Source organism: Streptomyces sp. NPDC059852, from assembly GCF_042731455.1.
In the GTDB taxonomy this organism is placed as follows: domain Bacteria; phylum Actinomycetota; class Actinomycetes; order Streptomycetales; family Streptomycetaceae; genus Streptomyces.
In genome coordinates this window covers 94078-110804 of sequence record NZ_JBHWJK010000017.1, presented here as the reverse complement: position 1 = coordinate 110804, position 16727 = coordinate 94078, and the positions used below count along the sequence as shown (strand labels likewise).

Genomic DNA, 16727 nt, shown 5'->3' with positions numbered 1-16727 from the left:
CCGTTGACTGGGGGCATGACACGAACTGAGCGGAACACGACGGGCGGGAACGGGACGACGGTGGTGGTGACCGGGGCGTCGGGACGCACCGGGAGCCGGGTGGCCCGCGCGGCGGGCGCGGCGGGGTTCACGGTCCGGGCGGCGTCCCGCGCGACGGGCTTCGACTGGGCGGACCGCTCGACGTGGGAGGGGACCCTGCGGGGCGCGGACGCGGCGTATCTGATGTACCCGACCGACATCGGCGACCCGGCGGCGGCCAAGGGCGTCGGCGCGCTGGCGCTCCAGGCGGTGGGGCTGGGGGTGCGGCGGCTGGTGCTGCTGTCGGCCCGCGGTGAGGACCAGGCGCTGCCGGCGGAGGAGGCGCTGAAGGCGTCCGGAGCGGACTGGACGGTCGTACGGGCCGCGTGGTTCGCGCAGAACTTCAGCGAGGGGCCGCTGGTGGAGGGGATCGCCCACGGGGAGCTGGTGTTCCCCGCCGGTGAGGTGCGCGAGCCGTTCGTCGACGTCCGGGACATCGCGGACGTGGTGACGGCGGTGCTGGCGGACGGCGTCCGGTACGCGGGGCGGACGCTGCGGCTGACCGGGCCGCGGCTGCTCGCCTGGCGGGAGGCGGTCGCGGAGATCTCCGCGGCGGCGGGCCGCCCGGTCGTGTACACGCCGGTGCCCGCGCGGGCCTATGGTCGGGCGCTCACCGGGTTCGGGGTGCCGGTGGAGGAGGCGGCGCTGCTGGTGGACGTCTTCGAGACGCTGCTGGACGGCCGAAACGCGCATCTCACGGACGATGTGCGCGAGGTGCTGGGACGCGCCCCGCGTGACTTCTCCTCGTTCGTGCGGGAGGCCGCGGCGGCGGGCGTGTGGAGGATCTGAGCCCGCCCTCCGGCGTCAGGAGTCGCCGTTCTTCTTGTGCGGGTGGTGAGGGTGGTGCGGGTTCTTGACGTGGGTCCGCAGCCGTGAGGTGACGTCCTCCGGGGGCAGGAAGCGGGACCAGCGCTCGGGGAACTCGGACGGCATGTCCGGGTCGTCGGGGTCCGTCTCCAGACCGGCGGCGGCGCGCGCCACGTACTCGGCGACCTGGGCCTCGCGCACCCGCTCGTTGGCCTCGCGGGCCGCGGCGGTCGCGGCGGCCGGCCAGACCCGGTCGATCGCGGCGTTCACCGCGGCCCCGACGAGCACCGCGAACGCGGACACGCCGATCCACAGCAGGACGGCGACGGCCGCCGCGAGGGAGCCGTAGATCGTGGCGCCCTCGATGGTGCTGGTGAGGTAGATGCGCAGCAGGAAGCTGCCGAGCACCCACATCGCGAGGGCGACCAGGGCGCCGGGCACGTCCTCGATCCAGGGGGAGCGCACGGGCACGGACACGTGGTACAGCGTCGTCAGGAACGCGACCGACAGGACGATGACGACGGGCCAGTACAGCACCTGCACCACGGTCTCCGACCAGGGCAGGATCCGTACGACGGCGTCCGGGCCCGCCACCATCAGCGGCAGCGCCACCGAGCCGATCAGCAGGGCGGCGAGGAACAGCAGGAACGCCACGAGGCGGGTCTTGACGATGCCGCGCACCCCGTCGAGGCCGTACATGACGGTGATCGTGTCTATGAAGACGTTCACCGCGCGCGACCCGGACCACAGGGCGAACAGGAAGCCGACCGAGATCACGTCGGGGCGGCCGCCCTTCATCACGTCGTCCAGGATCGGCTGGGCGATCTGGCGGACGCCCTTGTCGGACAGGACGGTGCGGGACGCCTCCAGGAGGTTGGTCTCCAGACTGGTGATGGTGTCGGTGCCGGTCCAGTCGTCGACGTAGCCGAGGAGGCCGATGAGGCTGAGCAGCAGCGGCGGGACGGACAGCAGCGTGAAGAACGCCGCCTCCGCCGCGAGCCCCAGGATGCGGTACTCGATGCAGGAGTTGACCGTGTCCTTCAGCAGCAGCCAGGCGGTCCTGCGCTTCGAGACGTTCCGGTAGAGGGCACGCGCCCGGTGGAGACGGCCGGAGGGCTGCTCGGGGGATTCACTTGCTGGCTGCACGAACCAAAGGTATCCGCCACGCGCGGGCGCTCTCATCGGGGCGCCCGCCACGGATAGCGGCCGGCCGTGTCAGGCTGGGGAGCACGGCGCCCGGGAGGGATAGGTTCACCGGCATGGCAGGCAGCACTCACAGCGTGACCAACCAGCCCCCGCCCCTGACCGGGTACGACGCCTACACCACCGACCGGGCCCTGGTCTCGGCCGTCGAACGGCATCTGCCGCCCGCTCTGCGCGACGAGGTCGCCGGGGAGCTCTCGGCGCTGGGACGGACGTGCGGATCGGCGCAGGTGCAGGAGTGGGGGGTGCTGGCGAACGAGAACCCTCCGCGGCTGCGGACCCACGACCGCTACGGCCGTCGTGTCGACGAGGTCGACTTCCATCCGTCCTGGCACCGGCTGCTCGGCAAGGGCGTCTCCGCGGGGCTGACGGCGGCGTGGACGCGGCCCGCCGGGCATGTGCGGCGGGCGGCGGCGTTCATGCTGTGGACGCAGGTGGAGGCGGGCAACACCTGTCCGCTGTCGATGACCCATGCGGCGGTCCCCGCCCTGCGCACCGACCCCGCCCTCGCCGCCGAGTGGGAGCCGCGGCTGACGTCCGTCGTGTACGACCGCGGGCTGCGGCCGGCGGCGGGCAAGGCGGGCGTGCTGTTCGGGATGGGCATGACGGAGAAGCAGGGCGGCAGCGACGTCCGCGCCAACACGACGCGGGCGGTGCCGCTCGGCGAGTCCGGCACCTACGCGCTGACCGGCCACAAGTGGTTCTGCTCGGCGCCGATGTCCGACGCGTTCCTGGTGCTCGCGCAGGCTCCCGGCGGGCTGACGTGCTTCCTGGTGCCCCGGGTGCTCCAGGACGGCGGCCGCAACGTGTTCCTCCTCCAGCGGCTCAAGGACAAGCTGGGCAACCGGTCCAACGCGTCCGCCGAGGTCGAGTTCGACGGGACGTGGGCGCGCCGGGTCGGCGAGGAGGGGCGCGGGGTGCGCACCATCATCGGGATGGTCGCGGCGACCCGCCTGGACTGTGTGCTCGGCTCGGCCGGGCTGATGCGGCAGGCGGTGGCGCAGGCGGTCCACCACTGCGCCCACCGTGAGGCGTTCGGCGCGAAGCTGGCCGACCAGCCGCTCATGCGCAACGTCCTGGCCGATCTGGCCGTCGAGTCGGAGGCGGCGACCACGCTCGCCCTGCGGCTGGCGGCCGGGTACGACGACGGGGGCGAGCAGGAGCGGGCGCTGCTGCGGATCGCCGTGCCGGCCGCCAAGTACTGGGTGACCAAGCGGTGCGCGCCGGTCGCCGTGGAGGCGGCGGAGTGCCTGGGCGGCAACGGGTACGTCGAGGAGTCGCAGCTGCCGCGGCTGGTGCGCGAGTCGCCGCTGAACTCGATCTGGGAGGGCGCGGGCAACGTCCAGGCGCTGGACGTGCTGCGGGTGCTGCGGCGGGAGCCCGCGGCGCTGGACGCGTATCTGCGGGAGGTCGGCCTGGCCCGGGGCGCCGATCACCGGCTGGACGCGGCGATCAGGGCGCTGTTGACGGAACTGGCCGATCTGGAGGGCGTCGAGGCGCGTGCCCGGCGCGTGACCGAGCGGCTCGCGCTGGTGCTCCAGGGGTCGCTGCTGGTGCGTTTCGCGCCATCGGACGTCGCCGACGCGTTCTGCGCGTCGCGGCTCGGCGGCGACGCGGGCGGCGCGTTCGGGACGCTGCCGCACAGCCTGGCGCGGGCCGCGCTGGTGGAGCGGGCGCGTCCATCCTTCTGACCTGCGGGAACGGGAGGCGGGGGTGGTGCTGCGCCGACACGGCACCACCCCCGCTGCCGACCCGTTCGAGGCGGCGGACGCCGCTCGGGACGGCGTCGCTCAAGTCTCGATCAGGCCAGAGCCGTCCACCAGGGTTGCAAGGGGTTGCAACTTGTTGGCGTCTGTGTGCGGACCGTGTCCCTCCGGGTGCGCCGGAGCGGCACTATGAGACGCACACAATGAGACGCACAGTCAGGTTGAGACCTCTTCTGCCGGGAGGACCCTTGGCGCTCTCGCCGACGGACGTGACGCAGCTGGCCGCCGTGGACTCGGCACGCGCCGCGCGCGTGCTCAGCGACGTCCGCGCCGCCACGCTCTCCGGGCAGCGCGCGCCCGTGGCGCCGCGCCCGGTGATCGAGCAGTCCTGGGAACGCATGCTGCGCAGCGGTGTGGACCCGGACCACGACGTCCGCGCGGGCCTGCTCTCCCGGGAGGAGGTGCAGCGGCGCCGGGAGGAGACCGCGCTGCGGCATGTGCTGCCGGTGCTGCGCGAGGGCCTGCTGTCGGTCGCGGACGTCGCCCACCACATCATGGTCGTCGCCGACGACGAGGGCCGGGTGCTGTGGCGGGAGGGCAGCCCCTCGGTGCTGCGGAAGGCCGACGGCCTCGGCTTCGAACTCGGCGCGGACTGGCGGGAGAGCGTCGTCGGCACGAACGGCGTGGGCACCCCGGCGGTGGTGCGCCGGCCCGTGCAGGTCTTCGCCGCCGAGCACTTCCAGCGCTCGCAGACCTCGTGGACGTGCACGGGCGCGCCCATCACGGACCCGCGGGACGGCCGGCTGATCGGTGTGGTGGACGTGAGCGGGCCGCTGGAGACGATGCATCCGGCGACGCTCGCCTGGGTCGACTCCGTGGCCAAGCTGGCCGAGGCCCGGCTGCGGGAGCTGCACACGGCCTCGCTGGAGCGGCTGCGGGCGGTGGCGGCGCCGGCGCTGGCCCGGCTGACCGGGCGGGCCGTCGTCGTGGACCGGGACGGCTGGACGGCGGCGGTGACCGGGATGCCGTACGTGCACCGGGTCGCGCTGCCCAAGTCGCCGGTGCCGGGCCGCAGATGGCTGCCGCCGCTCGGGCTGTGCACGATGGAGCCGCTGGCCGGGGGCTGGCTGCTGCGGGCCTGCGACGAACCCGGGGCGCCCGGCGCGACCCGGATCACGCTGGACCTGGGCGAGCCGCGGCGCTGGTCGGTGACGGTGTCCGGGGGTGCCGGGACGTGGAGTCACGAACTGAGTCCCCGGCACGCCGAGTTGCTGTGCCTGCTGGCGATGGACCGGGGCGGGCGCAGCGCGGCGCGCCTGGCGGAGGACATGTTCGGGGACGCGCGGCGCACGGTGACGGTGCGTGCCGAGATGTCGCGGGTGCGCCGCTATCTCGGAGCGCATCTGGAGCACCGGCCGTACCGCTTCCGGGAGGACGCCGAGGTCGAGGTGGTGCTGCCGCGGGACCCGGGCGCCCTGCTGCCGCATTCGACGGCACCCGGGATCGCGCGGGTGCGCGAGGCAGGATCGCGGTCGGGATGACCCGGCTCGGAACCTTCTTCCGCATATTTGCAGGGTCTTCGTCCCCGAGCGTGCCTTCCTGCCGTAGCATCCCTGGTACGGGCCGCCCCACCTGCTCCTTTGGTCAACGCTCGGACCGATGGGCGCAGTTGGCTCGCCTCGGGAGGTTTGATGAAGCACCGCGGCAGACACCGTCGACGCAAGCAGGGCCGTGCGCTGCGCGCGTTCCTCGCCGGAACCGCCCTGGCCCTCACCGCCGCCGCCACGATGATCAGCGCCTCGCAGGCCACGGTGGGTGACGATCCGGGGGCGTTGAAGCCGCTCGCGGGGGCCGCCGGGACGGACGCGCTGCGGCTGCGCGAGCACCTCGTCCCCGAGGCGACGCTCGACAGGCTGTCCTCCGCGATGGGGAGGCCGGTCGGGGTGGGCGCCGTTCTGGAAAGCGCCCAGCACACGCTGCGGGACGCGGACGGGTGCACGGCCGCGGAGCGTACGGGGCTGCCGGTCGCCCCGGCGGCCACCCGCGCGTACTGCTGGGACGCCGGGGACACCCGGTCCTGGCGCGCCGGCGCGGTGACCACCTCGGGCGACGCCGACGACGACGGCTGGTGGAACGACCACCGGGTGATCCTGTCCGGCTGGAGCCAGGGCGGCGGTTCGCTGGCCCGGGTGTCGTTCGTGGACGCCACCGACATGGACCAGCTGCTGTACACCTCGGTGCTGCTCGTCGTCCCGGTGGACGGCGGACGGGACTACCGCCCGATGACCTCCCGTCTGACCGGCATGGTCTGGTACCAGGACAAGCTGCTCGTGACCGCGGGCGACGGGCTGTACGTGTACGACCTGGACCGCGTCCAGCGCACGACGGTCGACAGCGCCGCCGTGGGCCGGGTCGGCTCGGGCTGGTCGGCGCACGGCCTCGATTTCGTGCTGCCGGCCGTCGGCTCGTACCGGCTGACCGGCCGGGACGCGCCCCGGCTGGGGGCGGTGTCGCTGGACCGCAGCACGGCGCCGGACAGCCTGGTCGCGAGCGAGTGGACCGCGGCGGACGGCGACGGGCACGCCCGGCTGTGGCGGTACGCGTTCAGCAAGGACCCGGCCCGCACCGGTCTGCTGGCCACGGACGGCACCGGGGCGGCCCGGGCGGTCGAGGCGTACGAGACGGAGGCGTCCGGCGTCGAGGGCGTCCTGTCGCGCCGGGCACCGGGGACGGACGGGGCCGGCTGGTACGTGGGGCGCGCCCCGGCCCGTACGGACCGGCACGGCAGCCTGTGGCGTCAGGACACCGACGGGGCCGAGGCGACGCGGTGCGGCACGGAGGGCGCCCCGCGGTGCTGGGGCATGGGAGCCGGTTCCCTGTCGTACTGGGAGGCGACCGGCGAGGTGTGGTCCCAGTCCGGCCGGACGCTGTTCGCGGTGCCGCTGCGGTCGATCGACGCCGCCCTGGACTGAGGGGCGGCCCCGGTCCGGGAACAGGGGCCGATCGACAGATCCGCCGTCGGGATGATTGCCTGACGGCATGCCCAGCATCACCGTGACCACCTGGTCCCTGGAACAGACCGCCCCCACCGACCTCCTCCCGGCCCCCGCGCCGGACGGGGACGTACGGGTCGTCCGCGCCGAGGTCCCCTCGCCCGAGTTCAGCCGTTTCCTGTACGCGTCCGTCGGCGGGGACATCCGCTGGGTGGACCGGCTCGGCTGGAGCTACACGCGCTGGCAGGAGCAGCTGGCCCGTCCGGGCGTCGAGACGTGGGTGGCGTACGACCGCGGGACACCGGCGGGCTATGTGGAGCTCGAGGCGCAGGACGGCGGGGTCGTGGAGATCGTCTACTTCGGCCTGATCCCGGCGTTCCGCGGGCGGCGGATCGGCGGCCATCTGCTGTCGTACGGCACCGCCCGCGCCTGGGACCTGGCCGAGCGGTGGCCGGAGCTGCCGCCGACCAAGCGGGTGTGGCTGCACACCTGCAGCAAGGACGGGGAGCACGCGATGGCCAACTACCAGCGCCGGGGCTTCACGCTGTTCGACACGAAGGTCGAGGAGGAGGCCGAGGTGGCGACGCCCGGGCCGTGGCCCGGTGCGTACCCTGGCTGACCTGGCCGGAACCGGTCCCCTCGGGCCTTGTGACCCACGACACCCTTGTCTCACTCTACGGGACAAGGGTGTCCGCATCTCGGACGAAGCTGGACTGGTCTCAGATCGCCGTGCCACGCTTCCGTCATGCCTGGAACTGGAATTGCCTTGGTGAGTCGGCGGCACGTCGACCTGGGCCGCATGTCCAGCGCCATCTGTCCGGTGCGCTGACCGCCCTCAAGCGCCCGACACCTCTCTTTCTCCACGCTTCCGTCCCGCGCGATGCCGCGCACCTCTGCCCGTGCGCCCGTATGCGCAGGTCAAAGCCGCATTCCCGCCTGTCCCGAAGGACGTATCAACCATGGCCGCCACCCCGCAGAAGCCTGCCGCCGCGACTCCGCGCCGCAAGGTGAGCCGTCACCGCGGTGAGGGTCAGTGGGCCGTGGGCCACCACACCCCGCTGAACGGCAACGAGCAGTTCAAGAAGGACGACGACGGTCTCAATGTGCGGACACGCATTGAGACGATCTACTCCAAGCGCGGCTTCGACTCCATCGACCCCAACGACCTGCGTGGACGGATGCGCTGGTGGGGGCTCTACACCCAGCGCAAGCCCGGCATCGACGGCGGCAAGACGGCCGTCCTGGAGCCGGAGGAGCTGGACGACTCCTACTTCATGCTGCGCGTCCGCATCGACGGCGGTGCGCTGACCACGCAGCAGCTGCGGGTGATCGGCGAGGTCTCGCAGGAGTACGCGCGCGGGACCGCGGACATCACCGACCGGCAGAACGTCCAGTACCACTGGATCCGGATCGAGGACGTGCCCGCGATCTGGGAGCGGCTGGAGGGCGTGGGGCTGTCCACGGTCACGGCCTGCGGCGACACCCCGCGCGTGATGATCGGCTCGCCGGTCGCCGGGATCGCCGAGGACGAGATCATCGACGCCACCCCCGCGCTGGAGGAGATGAAGCGCCGGGTCCTGAACAACCCGGCCTACTCCAACCTCCCCCGCAAGTTCAAGACGGCCATCTCGGGATCGCCGCTCCTCGACGTGGTGCACGAGATCAACGACGTCGCGTTCGTCGGCGTACAGCACCCCGAGCACGGCCCCGGCTTCGACCTCTGGGTCGGCGGCGGCCTGTCCACCAACCCCAAGCTGGGTGTGCGGCTCGGCGCCTGGGTGCCGATCGACGAGGTGCCGGACGTCTACGAGGGCGTCATCTCGATCTTCCGTGACTACGGCTACCGCCGGCTGCGCAACCGGGCCCGGCTGAAGTTCCTCGTCGCCGACTGGGGCGCGGAGAAGTTCCGCCAGGTCCTGGAGGACGAGTACCTGGGCGGGCGCAAGCTGATCGACGGGCCCGCACCCGAGCAGCCCGTCCAGCAGTGGCGCGACCACATCGGCGTGCACCGGCAGCGGGACGGCCGCTTCTACGTCGGCTTCGCCCCGCGCGTGGGACGCGTCGACGGCGCCACGCTCACGAAGATCGCCGACCTGGCCGAGGCGCATGGCTCGGGCCGGGTGCGCACCACCGTCGAGCAGAAGATGATCGTCCTCGACGTCGAGCAGGACCAGGTCGACTCGCTGGTCGAGGGCCTGGAGGCGCTGGACCTGACCGCGCGTCCTTCCACCTTCCGGCGCGGCACGATGGCCTGCACCGGCATCGAGTTCTGCAAGCTCGCGATCGTCGAGACCAAGCAGCGCGGCTCCCAGCTGATCGACGAACTGGAGCGCCGCCTGCCGGACTTCGAGGAGCCGCTGACCATCAACCTCAACGGCTGCCCGAACGCCTGCGCCCGTATCCAGGTGGCGGACATCGGTCTCAAGGGGCAGCTGGTCCTCAACGACCGGGGCGAGCAGGTGGAGGGATACCAGGTGCACCTCGGCGGCGCGCTCGGCCTGGAGGCCGGGTTCGGCCGCAAGGTCCGCGGTCTGAAGGTCACCTCCGACGAGCTGCCCGACTACGTCGAGCGGGTCCTCAAGCGGTTCCAGGCGGAGCGCGAGGACGGCGAGCGGTTCGCGTCCTGGGCCGCGCGCGCCTCGGAGGAGGCCCTGTCATGAGCGAGCGGGCCGCGCCCTTCTACTGCCCCTACTGCGGCGACGAGGACCTGCGCCCGAGCGAGGAGGGCCACGGCGCCTGGGAGTGCGCCGCGTGCAACCGCGCCTTCCGGCTGAAGTTCCTCGGCCTGCTCGCACAGGGCCTTCGGCACAACGAGACGGGGGGAGACGAGATATGACGGCGACTCACGAACGCACGACGGACGAGCTGCGCGCGCTCGCCGAGCAGGCGGGCCGGGACCTGGAGGACGCCTCCGCGCTGGAGATCCTCCAGTGGGCGGCCGGCACCTTCGGTGAGCGGTTCTGTGTGACCTCCTCGATGGAGGACGCGGTCGTCGCCCACCTCGCCTCCCGTGCGATGCCCGGCGTCGACGTGGTGTTCCTGGACACCGGCTACCACTTCGAGGAGACCATCGGCACCCGGGACGCCGTCGAGGCCGTGATGGACGTCAACGTCATCACCCTCACCCCCCGGCAGACGGTCGCCGAGCAGGACGCCGAGTACGGCCCGAAGCTGCACGACCGGGACCCCGACCTGTGCTGCGCCCTGCGCAAGGTCGAGCCGCTGGAGCGGGGCCTGACCGGCTACCTGGCCTGGGCGACCGGGCTGCGCCGCGACGAGTCCCCGACCCGGGCGAACACGCCGGTGGTCGGCTGGGACGAGAAGCGGCGCAAGGTCAAGGTCTCCCCCATCGCCCGCTGGACCCAGGACGACGTCGACGCCTACGTCGCCGAACACGGCGTGCTGACCAACCCGCTGCTCATGGACGGCTACGCCTCCGTCGGCTGCGCCCCGTGCACCCGCCGGGTCCTCGCGGGCGAGGACGCGCGCGCCGGCCGCTGGGCGGGCCGCGCCAAGACCGAGTGCGGACTGCACGGATGACGACCCCCCAGACTCAGGAGAACCACGTGACGACCGGAGCCACCGTCTGGCTCACGGGTCTGCCGAGCGCCGGCAAGACCACCATCGCCCATGAACTGGCCGGCCGGCTGCGCGCCGAGGGCCACCGGGTCGAGGTCCTCGACGGCGACGAGATCCGCGAGTTCATCTCGGCGGGCCTCGGCTTCAGCCGCGAGGACCGGCACGCCAACGTGCAGCGCATCGGCTTCGTCGCCGAACTGCTCGCCCGCAACGGCGTCACGACGCTCGTCCCGGTGATCGCGCCCTACGCCGACAGCCGCGAGGCGGTCCGCAAGCGCCACCAGGAGAGCGGGGCGCCCTATCTGGAGGTGCACGTGGCCACACCGGTCGACGTGTGCTCCGTCCGCGATGTGAAGGGTCTGTACGCCAAGCAGGCCGCCGGTGAGCTGAGCGGGCTCACCGGCGTCGACGACCCGTACGAGGAGCCCGAGGCGCCGGATCTGCGGATCGAGTCGCAGCACCAGACCGTGCAGGAGTCCGCGGCGTCCGTGTACGCCCTGCTCACCGAAAGGGGACTGGCATGACGACGACCGTCGCGACGCCGCAGGAGGGTACGGACAGCCCGTACGCCCTGTCGCACCTGGACGCCCTGGAGTCCGAGGCGGTCCACATCTTCCGTGAGGTGGCAGGCGAGTTCGAGCGGCCGGTGATCCTGTTCTCCGGCGGCAAGGACTCCATCGTCATGCTGCATCTGGCGCTGAAGGCGTTCGCGCCCGCGCCGGTGCCGTTCTCACTGCTGCACGTGGACACGGGCCACAACTTCCCGGAGGTCATCGAGTACCGGGACCGCACGGTCGACAGGCACCGGCTGCGGCTGCACGTCGCCTCCGTGCAGGACTACATCGACCGGGGGGTGCTCAAGGAGCGCCCGGACGGCACCCGCAACCCGCTGCAGACGCTGCCGCTGACGGAGAAGATCCAGGCGGAGAAGTTCGACGCGGTGTTCGGCGGCGGACGCCGCGACGAGGAGAAGGCCCGCGCGAAGGAGCGGGTGTTCAGCCTCCGCGACGAGTTCTCCCAGTGGGACCCGCGCCGCCAGCGCCCCGAGCTGTGGAACCTGTACAACGGGCGGCACGCCCCCGGCGAGCACGTCCGGGTCTTCCCGCTGTCCAACTGGACCGAGCTGGACGTCTGGCAGTACATCGCCCGCGAGGGCATCGAGCTGCCGCAGATCTACTTCGCGCACGAGCGCGAGGTGTTCCTGCGCAACGGCATGTGGCTGACGGCCGGCGAGTGGGGCGGCCCGAAGGACGAGGAGACCGTCGAGAAGCGCCTCGTGCGCTACCGCACGGTCGGCGACATGTCCTGCACCGGGGCCGTGGAGTCCGACGCGGTGAGCCTGGAGCAGGTCATCACCGAGATCGCCGCGTCCCGGCTGACCGAGCGCGGCGCCACCCGCGCCGACGACAAGCTCTCCGAGGCCGCGATGGAAGACCGCAAGCGCGAGGGGTACTTCTAAGCATGAGCACCACGACGACCGAGGAACTCTCGGCCACCACCCTGCTGCGGTTCGCCACCGCCGGCTCCGTCGACGACGGCAAGTCCACGCTGGTCGGGCGGCTGCTGCACGACTCCAAGTCGGTGCTCGCCGACCAGCTGGAGGCCGTCGAGCACGCCTCCCGCAACCGCGGCCAGGACACCCCCGACCTCGCGCTGCTCACCGACGGCCTGCGCGCCGAGCGCGAGCAGGGCATCACCATCGACGTGGCGTACCGTTACTTCGCCACGCCGCGCCGCCGGTTCATCCTCGCCGACACCCCGGGCCATGTGCAGTACACCCGGAACATGGTGACCGGTGCCTCCACCGCCGAGCTGACGGTGATCCTGGTCGACGCCCGCAACGGCGTCGTCGAGCAGACCCGGCGCCACGCGGCCATCGCCGCCCTGCTGCGCGTCCCGCACGTGGTGCTCGCCGTGAACAAGATGGACCTGGTGGACTACCGGGAGTCCGTGTTCGCCGCGATCGCCGAGGAGTTCACGGCGTACGCGCTGGAGCTGGGCGTCCCGGAGATCACCGCCATCCCGATCTCGGCGCTGGCCGGCGACAACGTGGTGGACCCGTCCGCGCACATGGACTGGTACGGCGGGCCGACGTTCCTGGAGCACCTGGAGACGGTCCCGGTCAGCCACGACCTGAGCCACTGCCACGCCCGGCTGCCCGTGCAGTACGTGATCCGCCCGCAGAGCGCCGAGCACCCCGACTACCGGGGGTACGCCGGACAGATCGCCGCCGGTTCGTTCCGGGTCGGCGAGCCGGTGACCGTGCTGCCGTCCGGGCGCACCTCGCGGATCTCGGGGATCGACCTGCTGGGCGAGCCCGTCGACGTCGCCTGGACCACGCAGTCGGTGACCGTCCTGCTGGAGGACAACATCGACGTCTCGCGCGGCGACCTGATCGTGCCGACCGCGGACGCGCCCCCGACCTCGCAGGACATCGAGGCCACGGTCTGCCATGTCGCCGACGCCCCGCTGACCGTCGGCCACCGGGTGCTGCTCAAGCACGGCACCCGGACCGTCAAGGCGATCGTCAAGGACATCCCGTCCCGGCTCACGCTCTCCGACCTGTCCCTGCACCCGCACCCCGGGCAGCTCGTCGCCAACGACATCGGCCGCGTCAAGGTGCGCACCGCCGAGCCGCTGCCGGTGGACTCCTACGCCGACTCCCGCCGCACGGGCTCGTTCATCCTGATCGACCCGAGCGACGGCACCACGCTCACCGCGGGCATGGTCGGCGAGTCCTTCGCCTCCCCGGAGCCGGTCAAGGAGGAGCCCGAGGACGACGGGTGGGATTTCTGACGTGACACGTTCCGTGTCCGCCCGCCGCGCCCCGCGCCGGACGCTCGCCGTCCTGGCCGCGCTGCCGCTGCTCGCCCTCGCGGCGTGCGGCTACGGCTCGCGGGCCGAGGACTCCGGCGAGCACGCCGTCGCCGGGGCGCCCAAGGTGGACGGCCTGGACTCGGTGCGCATCGGCTACTTCGGGAACCTGACCCACGCCACGGCCCTGGTCGGCCGGCACGAGGGCCTGTTCCAGAAGGAGCTGGGCGGCACCCGGGCGGAGTACGCCACGTTCAACGCCGGTCCGTCGGAGATCGAGGCGCTGAACTCCGGCTCGATCGACATCGGCTGGATCGGCCCCTCCCCCGCCGTCAACGGGTACGTCAAGGCGCGGGGCACGAACCTGCGGATCGTGTCCGGTTCGGCGTCGGGCGGCGTCAAGCTCGTCGTCGACCCGAAGAAGATCACGTCCCTGAAGGACGTCAAGGGCAAGAAGATCGCCACCCCGCAACTCGGCAACACCCAGGACGTGGCGTTCCTCCACTGGGCCGAGGACCAGGGCTGGAAGGTCGACGCCGAGAGCGGCAAGGGTGACGTGTCCGTCGTCCGCACCGACAACAAGATCACCCCGGACGCCTACAGGTCCGGTTCGATCGACGGTGCGTGGGTGCCCGAGCCGACCGCCTCGAAGCTGGTCGCCGAGGGCGGCAAGGTGCTCCTGGACGAGTCGAGCCTGTGGCCCGGCGAGAAGTTCGTGATCACGAACGTCGTCGTGTCGCAGCGCTTCCTGAAGGAGCACCCGAAGGCCGTCGAGGCGGTCCTGCGGGCGTCCGTGAAGGCGAACCGCTGGATCACCGCCCACGAGGGGCGGGCGAAGGCCGCGGCCAACGCCCAGCTGGAGGCCGACACCGGCAAGCCGCTGCCCGCCGCGGTGCTCGATCCGGCGTGGCGGTCCCTCGCGGTCACCGACGACCCGCTGGCGGCGACCCTGCGCACCCAGGCCGGTCACGCGGTCCAGGCGGGTCTGCTCGGGTCGCCCGACCTGACCGGCATCTACGACCTGGGCCCGCTGAACAAGATCCTGAAGGCCGAGGGCGCTCCCGCGGTCGACGACGCCGGTCTCGGCGCCGAGTAAGCCCATCCATCGAGTTCCCAGGAGGTGACGACCATGGCCACCGCCCTCGCCACGGCCGCCGGCACGGACGCGTCCGTCGGGCACGCCGCACGGATCGAGCACGTCTCGAAGTCCTTCGCCGGCCCGGCCGGGCAGCAGCTCGTCCTCGACGACATCACCCTCGACGTCGCCCCCGGCGAGTTCGTCACGCTTCTCGGAGCCTCCGGCTGCGGCAAGTCCACCCTGCTCAACCTGGTCGCCGGCCTCGACCGGCCCAGCGCGGGCAGCATCACCACCGACGGCCGCCCCGCCCTCATGTTCCAGGAACACGCCCTGTTCCCCTGGCTGACGGCGGGCAAGAACATCGAACTCGCGTTGAAGCTCCGGGGTGTGGCCAAGGCGCAGCGGCGTGAGCGCGCCGAGGAGCTGCTGGAGCTGGTGCGGCTCAAGGGCGCGTACGGCAAGCGGGTGCACGAGCTGTCCGGCGGTATGCGCCAGCGCGTCGCCATGGCACGAGCGCTGGCCCAGGACAGCCGGCTCCTGCTCATGGACGAGCCGTTCGCCGCCCTGGACGCCATCACCCGGGACGTGCTCCACGACGAGCTCACCCGTATCTGGCGGGAGACCGGTGTGTCCGTGCTGTTCGTGACGCACAACGTCCGCGAGGCCGTGCGGCTGGCCCAGCGGGTCGTGCTGCTGTCCTCCCGTCCGGGCCGGGTGGCCCGGGAGTGGACGGTCGGCATCCCGCAGCCGCGCCGCATCGAGGACGCCGAGGTCGCCGAGCTGTCCCGGGAGATCACCGAAGAACTGCGTGGGGAGATCCGCCGCCATGGCCAGCACTGAGACGACCGCCGCGAAGGACGGCACCGATCTCGCCGGGCTCGAGGCGGGTCTGGACGCCCTGGAGACGGTGGACAGCGGCCGTACGCCGTTGCGGAGGACCCTCACGCAGAAGGTCCTGCCGCCGGTCGTCGCCGTCCTGCTGGTGCTGGCGTTCTGGCAGTTCCTGGTGTCGTCCGGGATCGCCGACGACCCGACCAAGCTGCCGCCGCCGTCCGCCGTGTGGGACGAGCTGCGCGAGTCGTGGCTGGAGGGGACCCTCCACCAGTACATCTGGACGTCGGTCTCGCGTGGTCTGCTCGGCTTCCTGCTGGCGCTCGCGATCGGCACGCCGCTCGGGCTGATCGTCGCCCGGGTGCGGTTCGTGCGGGCCGCGATCGGCCCGATCCTGTCCGGGCTGCAGTCGCTGCCGTCCGTGGCCTGGGTGCCGCCCGCCGTGATCTGGCTCGGTCTGAACGACCGGATGATGTTCGCGGTGATCCTGCTGGGCGCGGTGCCCTCGATCGCCAACGGGCTGGTGTCGGGCGTCGACCAGGTGCCGCCGCTGTTCCTGCGGGCCGGCCGCACACTCGGTGCGACGGGCCTGAAGGGCACCTGGCACGTGGTGATGCCGGCGGCGCTGCCCGGCTACCTGGCGGGGCTGAAGCAGGGCTGGGCGTTCTCCTGGCGGTCCCTGATGGCCGCGGAGATCATCGCCTCCTCCCCCGATCTGGGCGTGGGCCTCGGCCAGCTCCTGGAGAACGGCCGCAACACCAGCTCCATGCCCATGGTCTTCTTCGCCATCCTGCTCATCCTGGTCGTCGGCATCGCCATCGACCTGCTGATCTTCAGTCCGCTGGAGCGCCGGGTGCTGCGCGGTCGCGGTCTGCTGGCAAGGAGCTGAACCCCCGTGACCCAGCCGGTCCTCCTCGTCGTCGCCCACGGCAGCCGTGACCCGCGGCATGCCGCGACCGTGCACGCCCTCGTCCGGCGGGTGCGCGCGCTGCGCCCCGGCCTGCGCGTGGAGACCGGCTTCCTGGACTTCAACGTGCCGTCCGTGCAGGGCGTGCTGGAGTCGCTGGCCGCCGAGGGCGTCCGGGACGTCGTGGCGCTGCCGCTGCTGTTGACGCGCGCCTTCCATGCGAAGGCCGACATCCCGGCGGTGCTGCGGGAGGCGCCGGCGAGGCTGCGGATCCGGCAGGCGGAGGTGCTCGGCCCGTCGCCGCTGCTCCTCGCCGCCCTGGAGCGCCGGCTGTACGAGGCGGGCCTGACGCCCGCCGACAAGTCCTCGACCGGGGTCGTGCTGGCCTCGGCGGGGTCCACCGACCCGGAGGCGATCGCAGTGATCGCAGAAATCGCGCGGGAGTGGCGGCACACCGGTTGGTGCGCCGTGCGGCCTGCGTTCGCCTCCGCCGCCCTTCCGCGCACCGAGGACGCCGTCCGTGAGCTGCGGGACCTCGGATGTGCGCGGGTGGCCGTGGCGCCGTACGTGCTGGCACCGGGCCGGCTGCCGGACCGCATCGCGGGGGGCGCGGCCGGCGCGGACGTCCTCGCGGACGTGCTGGGGCCGGCGCCCGAGGTGGCGCGGCTGCTGCTGCACCGCTACGACGCGGCCCGCAGACCGGTGCTGACGGCGCTCGGCGCCTGAGGCAC

17 protein-coding genes are annotated in these 16727 nt (G+C 72.6%); 16 read left to right on the top strand and 1 reads right to left on the bottom strand.

Annotation, left to right across the window (positions count from 1 at the left end):
• Positions 1 to 15 precede the first annotated feature (15 nt).
• The gene (locus tag ACFV46_RS22140) at positions 16 to 867 is read left to right on the top strand and encodes an NmrA family transcriptional regulator (RefSeq protein ID WP_385499344.1); all 852 of its coding nucleotides are present in this window, start codon (positions 16 to 18) and stop codon (positions 865 to 867) included.
• 15 nt (positions 868 to 882) lie between these two features.
• Here ACFV46_RS22140 and ACFV46_RS22135 read toward each other — a convergent pair whose 3' ends face one another.
• On the bottom strand, positions 883 to 2031 hold the full coding sequence (locus ACFV46_RS22135; protein ID WP_361932387.1) for a YihY/virulence factor BrkB family protein: 1149 nt from the start codon (positions 2029 to 2031) through the stop codon (positions 883 to 885).
• A 113-nt stretch (positions 2032 to 2144) separates the two neighbouring features.
• On the opposite strand from ACFV46_RS22135, the gene ACFV46_RS22130 reads away from it, so the two are divergent.
• The 15 genes from ACFV46_RS22130 (at position 2145) to ACFV46_RS22060 (ending at position 16722) form a co-directional block, all read left to right on the top strand.
• On the top strand, positions 2145 to 3779 hold the full coding sequence (locus ACFV46_RS22130) for an acyl-CoA dehydrogenase family protein (RefSeq protein ID WP_385499342.1): 1635 nt from the start codon (positions 2145 to 2147) through the stop codon (positions 3777 to 3779).
• A 263-nt stretch (positions 3780 to 4042) separates the two neighbouring features.
• Positions 4043 to 5335: a GAF domain-containing protein gene (locus ACFV46_RS22125; RefSeq protein WP_361932393.1), complete on the top strand. Its 1293-nt coding sequence runs from the start codon at positions 4043 to 4045 to the stop codon at positions 5333 to 5335.
• A 150-nt stretch (positions 5336 to 5485) separates the two neighbouring features.
• The gene (locus ACFV46_RS22120; protein WP_361932395.1) at positions 5486 to 6766 is read left to right on the top strand and encodes a hypothetical protein; all 1281 of its coding nucleotides are present in this window, start codon (positions 5486 to 5488) and stop codon (positions 6764 to 6766) included.
• A 67-nt stretch (positions 6767 to 6833) separates the two neighbouring features.
• Entirely contained in the window at positions 6834 to 7406 is a 573-nt protein-coding gene (locus ACFV46_RS22115; RefSeq protein ID WP_385499341.1) for a GNAT family N-acetyltransferase, read from the top strand.
• Between the two features lie 126 nt (positions 7407 to 7532).
• Complete coding sequence (locus ACFV46_RS22110; RefSeq protein WP_351391960.1) at positions 7533 to 7616, top strand: putative leader peptide; 84 nt, start codon at positions 7533 to 7535, stop codon at positions 7614 to 7616.
• Between the two features lie 130 nt (positions 7617 to 7746).
• Complete coding sequence (locus tag ACFV46_RS22105; protein ID WP_361932401.1) at positions 7747 to 9447, top strand: nitrite/sulfite reductase; 1701 nt, start codon at positions 7747 to 7749, stop codon at positions 9445 to 9447.
• Positions 9444 to 9623, top strand: coding sequence for a hypothetical protein (locus ACFV46_RS22100; protein ID WP_361932405.1), 180 nt, complete (start codon positions 9444 to 9446; stop codon positions 9621 to 9623). Before ACFV46_RS22105 ends, ACFV46_RS22100 begins: the two co-directional genes overlap by 4 nt.
• Positions 9620 to 10327, top strand: coding sequence for a phosphoadenylyl-sulfate reductase (locus ACFV46_RS22095; RefSeq protein ID WP_361932407.1), 708 nt, complete (start codon positions 9620 to 9622; stop codon positions 10325 to 10327). Before ACFV46_RS22100 ends, ACFV46_RS22095 begins: the two co-directional genes overlap by 4 nt.
• Before the next feature lie 26 nt (positions 10328 to 10353).
• Positions 10354 to 10890 carry an adenylyl-sulfate kinase gene (gene cysC, locus ACFV46_RS22090; RefSeq protein ID WP_385499338.1) on the top strand — a complete coding sequence of 179 codons (537 nt, stop codon included), beginning with the start codon at positions 10354 to 10356 and terminating at the stop codon, positions 10888 to 10890.
• On the top strand, positions 10887 to 11825 hold the full coding sequence (gene cysD / locus ACFV46_RS22085; RefSeq protein ID WP_361932411.1) for a sulfate adenylyltransferase subunit CysD: 939 nt from the start codon (positions 10887 to 10889) through the stop codon (positions 11823 to 11825). The genes cysC and cysD overlap by 4 nt, the downstream gene beginning before the upstream one ends.
• A gap of 2 nt (positions 11826 to 11827) precedes the next feature.
• The gene (locus ACFV46_RS22080; protein ID WP_385499337.1) at positions 11828 to 13162 is read left to right on the top strand and encodes a sulfate adenylyltransferase subunit 1; all 1335 of its coding nucleotides are present in this window, start codon (positions 11828 to 11830) and stop codon (positions 13160 to 13162) included.
• 1 nt (position 13163) lies between these two features.
• A complete protein-coding gene (locus ACFV46_RS22075; RefSeq protein ID WP_385499336.1) occupies positions 13164 to 14276 on the top strand; it encodes an aliphatic sulfonate ABC transporter substrate-binding protein in 1113 nt (370 codons plus the stop codon).
• Between the two features lie 33 nt (positions 14277 to 14309).
• A complete protein-coding gene (locus ACFV46_RS22070; protein ID WP_361932415.1) occupies positions 14310 to 15098 on the top strand; it encodes an ABC transporter ATP-binding protein in 789 nt (262 codons plus the stop codon).
• On the top strand, positions 15085 to 15978 hold the full coding sequence (locus ACFV46_RS22065) for an ABC transporter permease (RefSeq protein WP_385499335.1): 894 nt from the start codon (positions 15085 to 15087) through the stop codon (positions 15976 to 15978). Before ACFV46_RS22070 ends, ACFV46_RS22065 begins: the two co-directional genes overlap by 14 nt.
• 6 nt (positions 15979 to 15984) lie before the next feature.
• Positions 15985 to 16722, top strand: coding sequence for a sirohydrochlorin chelatase (locus tag ACFV46_RS22060; RefSeq protein WP_376726873.1), 738 nt, complete (start codon positions 15985 to 15987; stop codon positions 16720 to 16722).
• Positions 16723 to 16727 lie beyond the last annotated feature (5 nt).

Bases quoted from the DNA above. Each gene is read 5' to 3' on its own strand.
- ACFV46_RS22100 (WP_361932405.1), top strand. From the start codon at position 9,444: ATGAGCGAGCGGGCCGCGCCCTTCTACTGCCCCTACTGCGGCGACGAG.
- ACFV46_RS22140 (WP_385499344.1), top strand. From the start codon at position 16: ATGACACGAACTGAGCGGAACACGACGGGCGGGAACGGGACGACGGTG.
- ACFV46_RS22105 (WP_361932401.1), top strand. From the start codon at position 7,747: ATGGCCGCCACCCCGCAGAAGCCTGCCGCCGCGACTCCGCGCCGCAAG.
- ACFV46_RS22115 (WP_385499341.1), top strand. From the start codon at position 6,834: ATGCCCAGCATCACCGTGACCACCTGGTCCCTGGAACAGACCGCCCCC.
- ACFV46_RS22120 (WP_361932395.1), top strand. From the start codon at position 5,486: ATGAAGCACCGCGGCAGACACCGTCGACGCAAGCAGGGCCGTGCGCTG.
- ACFV46_RS22110 (WP_351391960.1), top strand. From the start codon at position 7,533: ATGCCTGGAACTGGAATTGCCTTGGTGAGTCGGCGGCACGTCGACCTG.
- ACFV46_RS22065 (WP_385499335.1), top strand. From the start codon at position 15,085: ATGGCCAGCACTGAGACGACCGCCGCGAAGGACGGCACCGATCTCGCC.
- cysD (WP_361932411.1), top strand. From the start codon at position 10,887: ATGACGACGACCGTCGCGACGCCGCAGGAGGGTACGGACAGCCCGTAC.
- ACFV46_RS22070 (WP_361932415.1), top strand. From the start codon at position 14,310: ATGGCCACCGCCCTCGCCACGGCCGCCGGCACGGACGCGTCCGTCGGG.
- ACFV46_RS22130 (WP_385499342.1), top strand. From the start codon at position 2,145: ATGGCAGGCAGCACTCACAGCGTGACCAACCAGCCCCCGCCCCTGACC.
- ACFV46_RS22095 (WP_361932407.1), top strand. From the start codon at position 9,620: ATGACGGCGACTCACGAACGCACGACGGACGAGCTGCGCGCGCTCGCC.
- ACFV46_RS22080 (WP_385499337.1), top strand. From the start codon at position 11,828: ATGAGCACCACGACGACCGAGGAACTCTCGGCCACCACCCTGCTGCGG.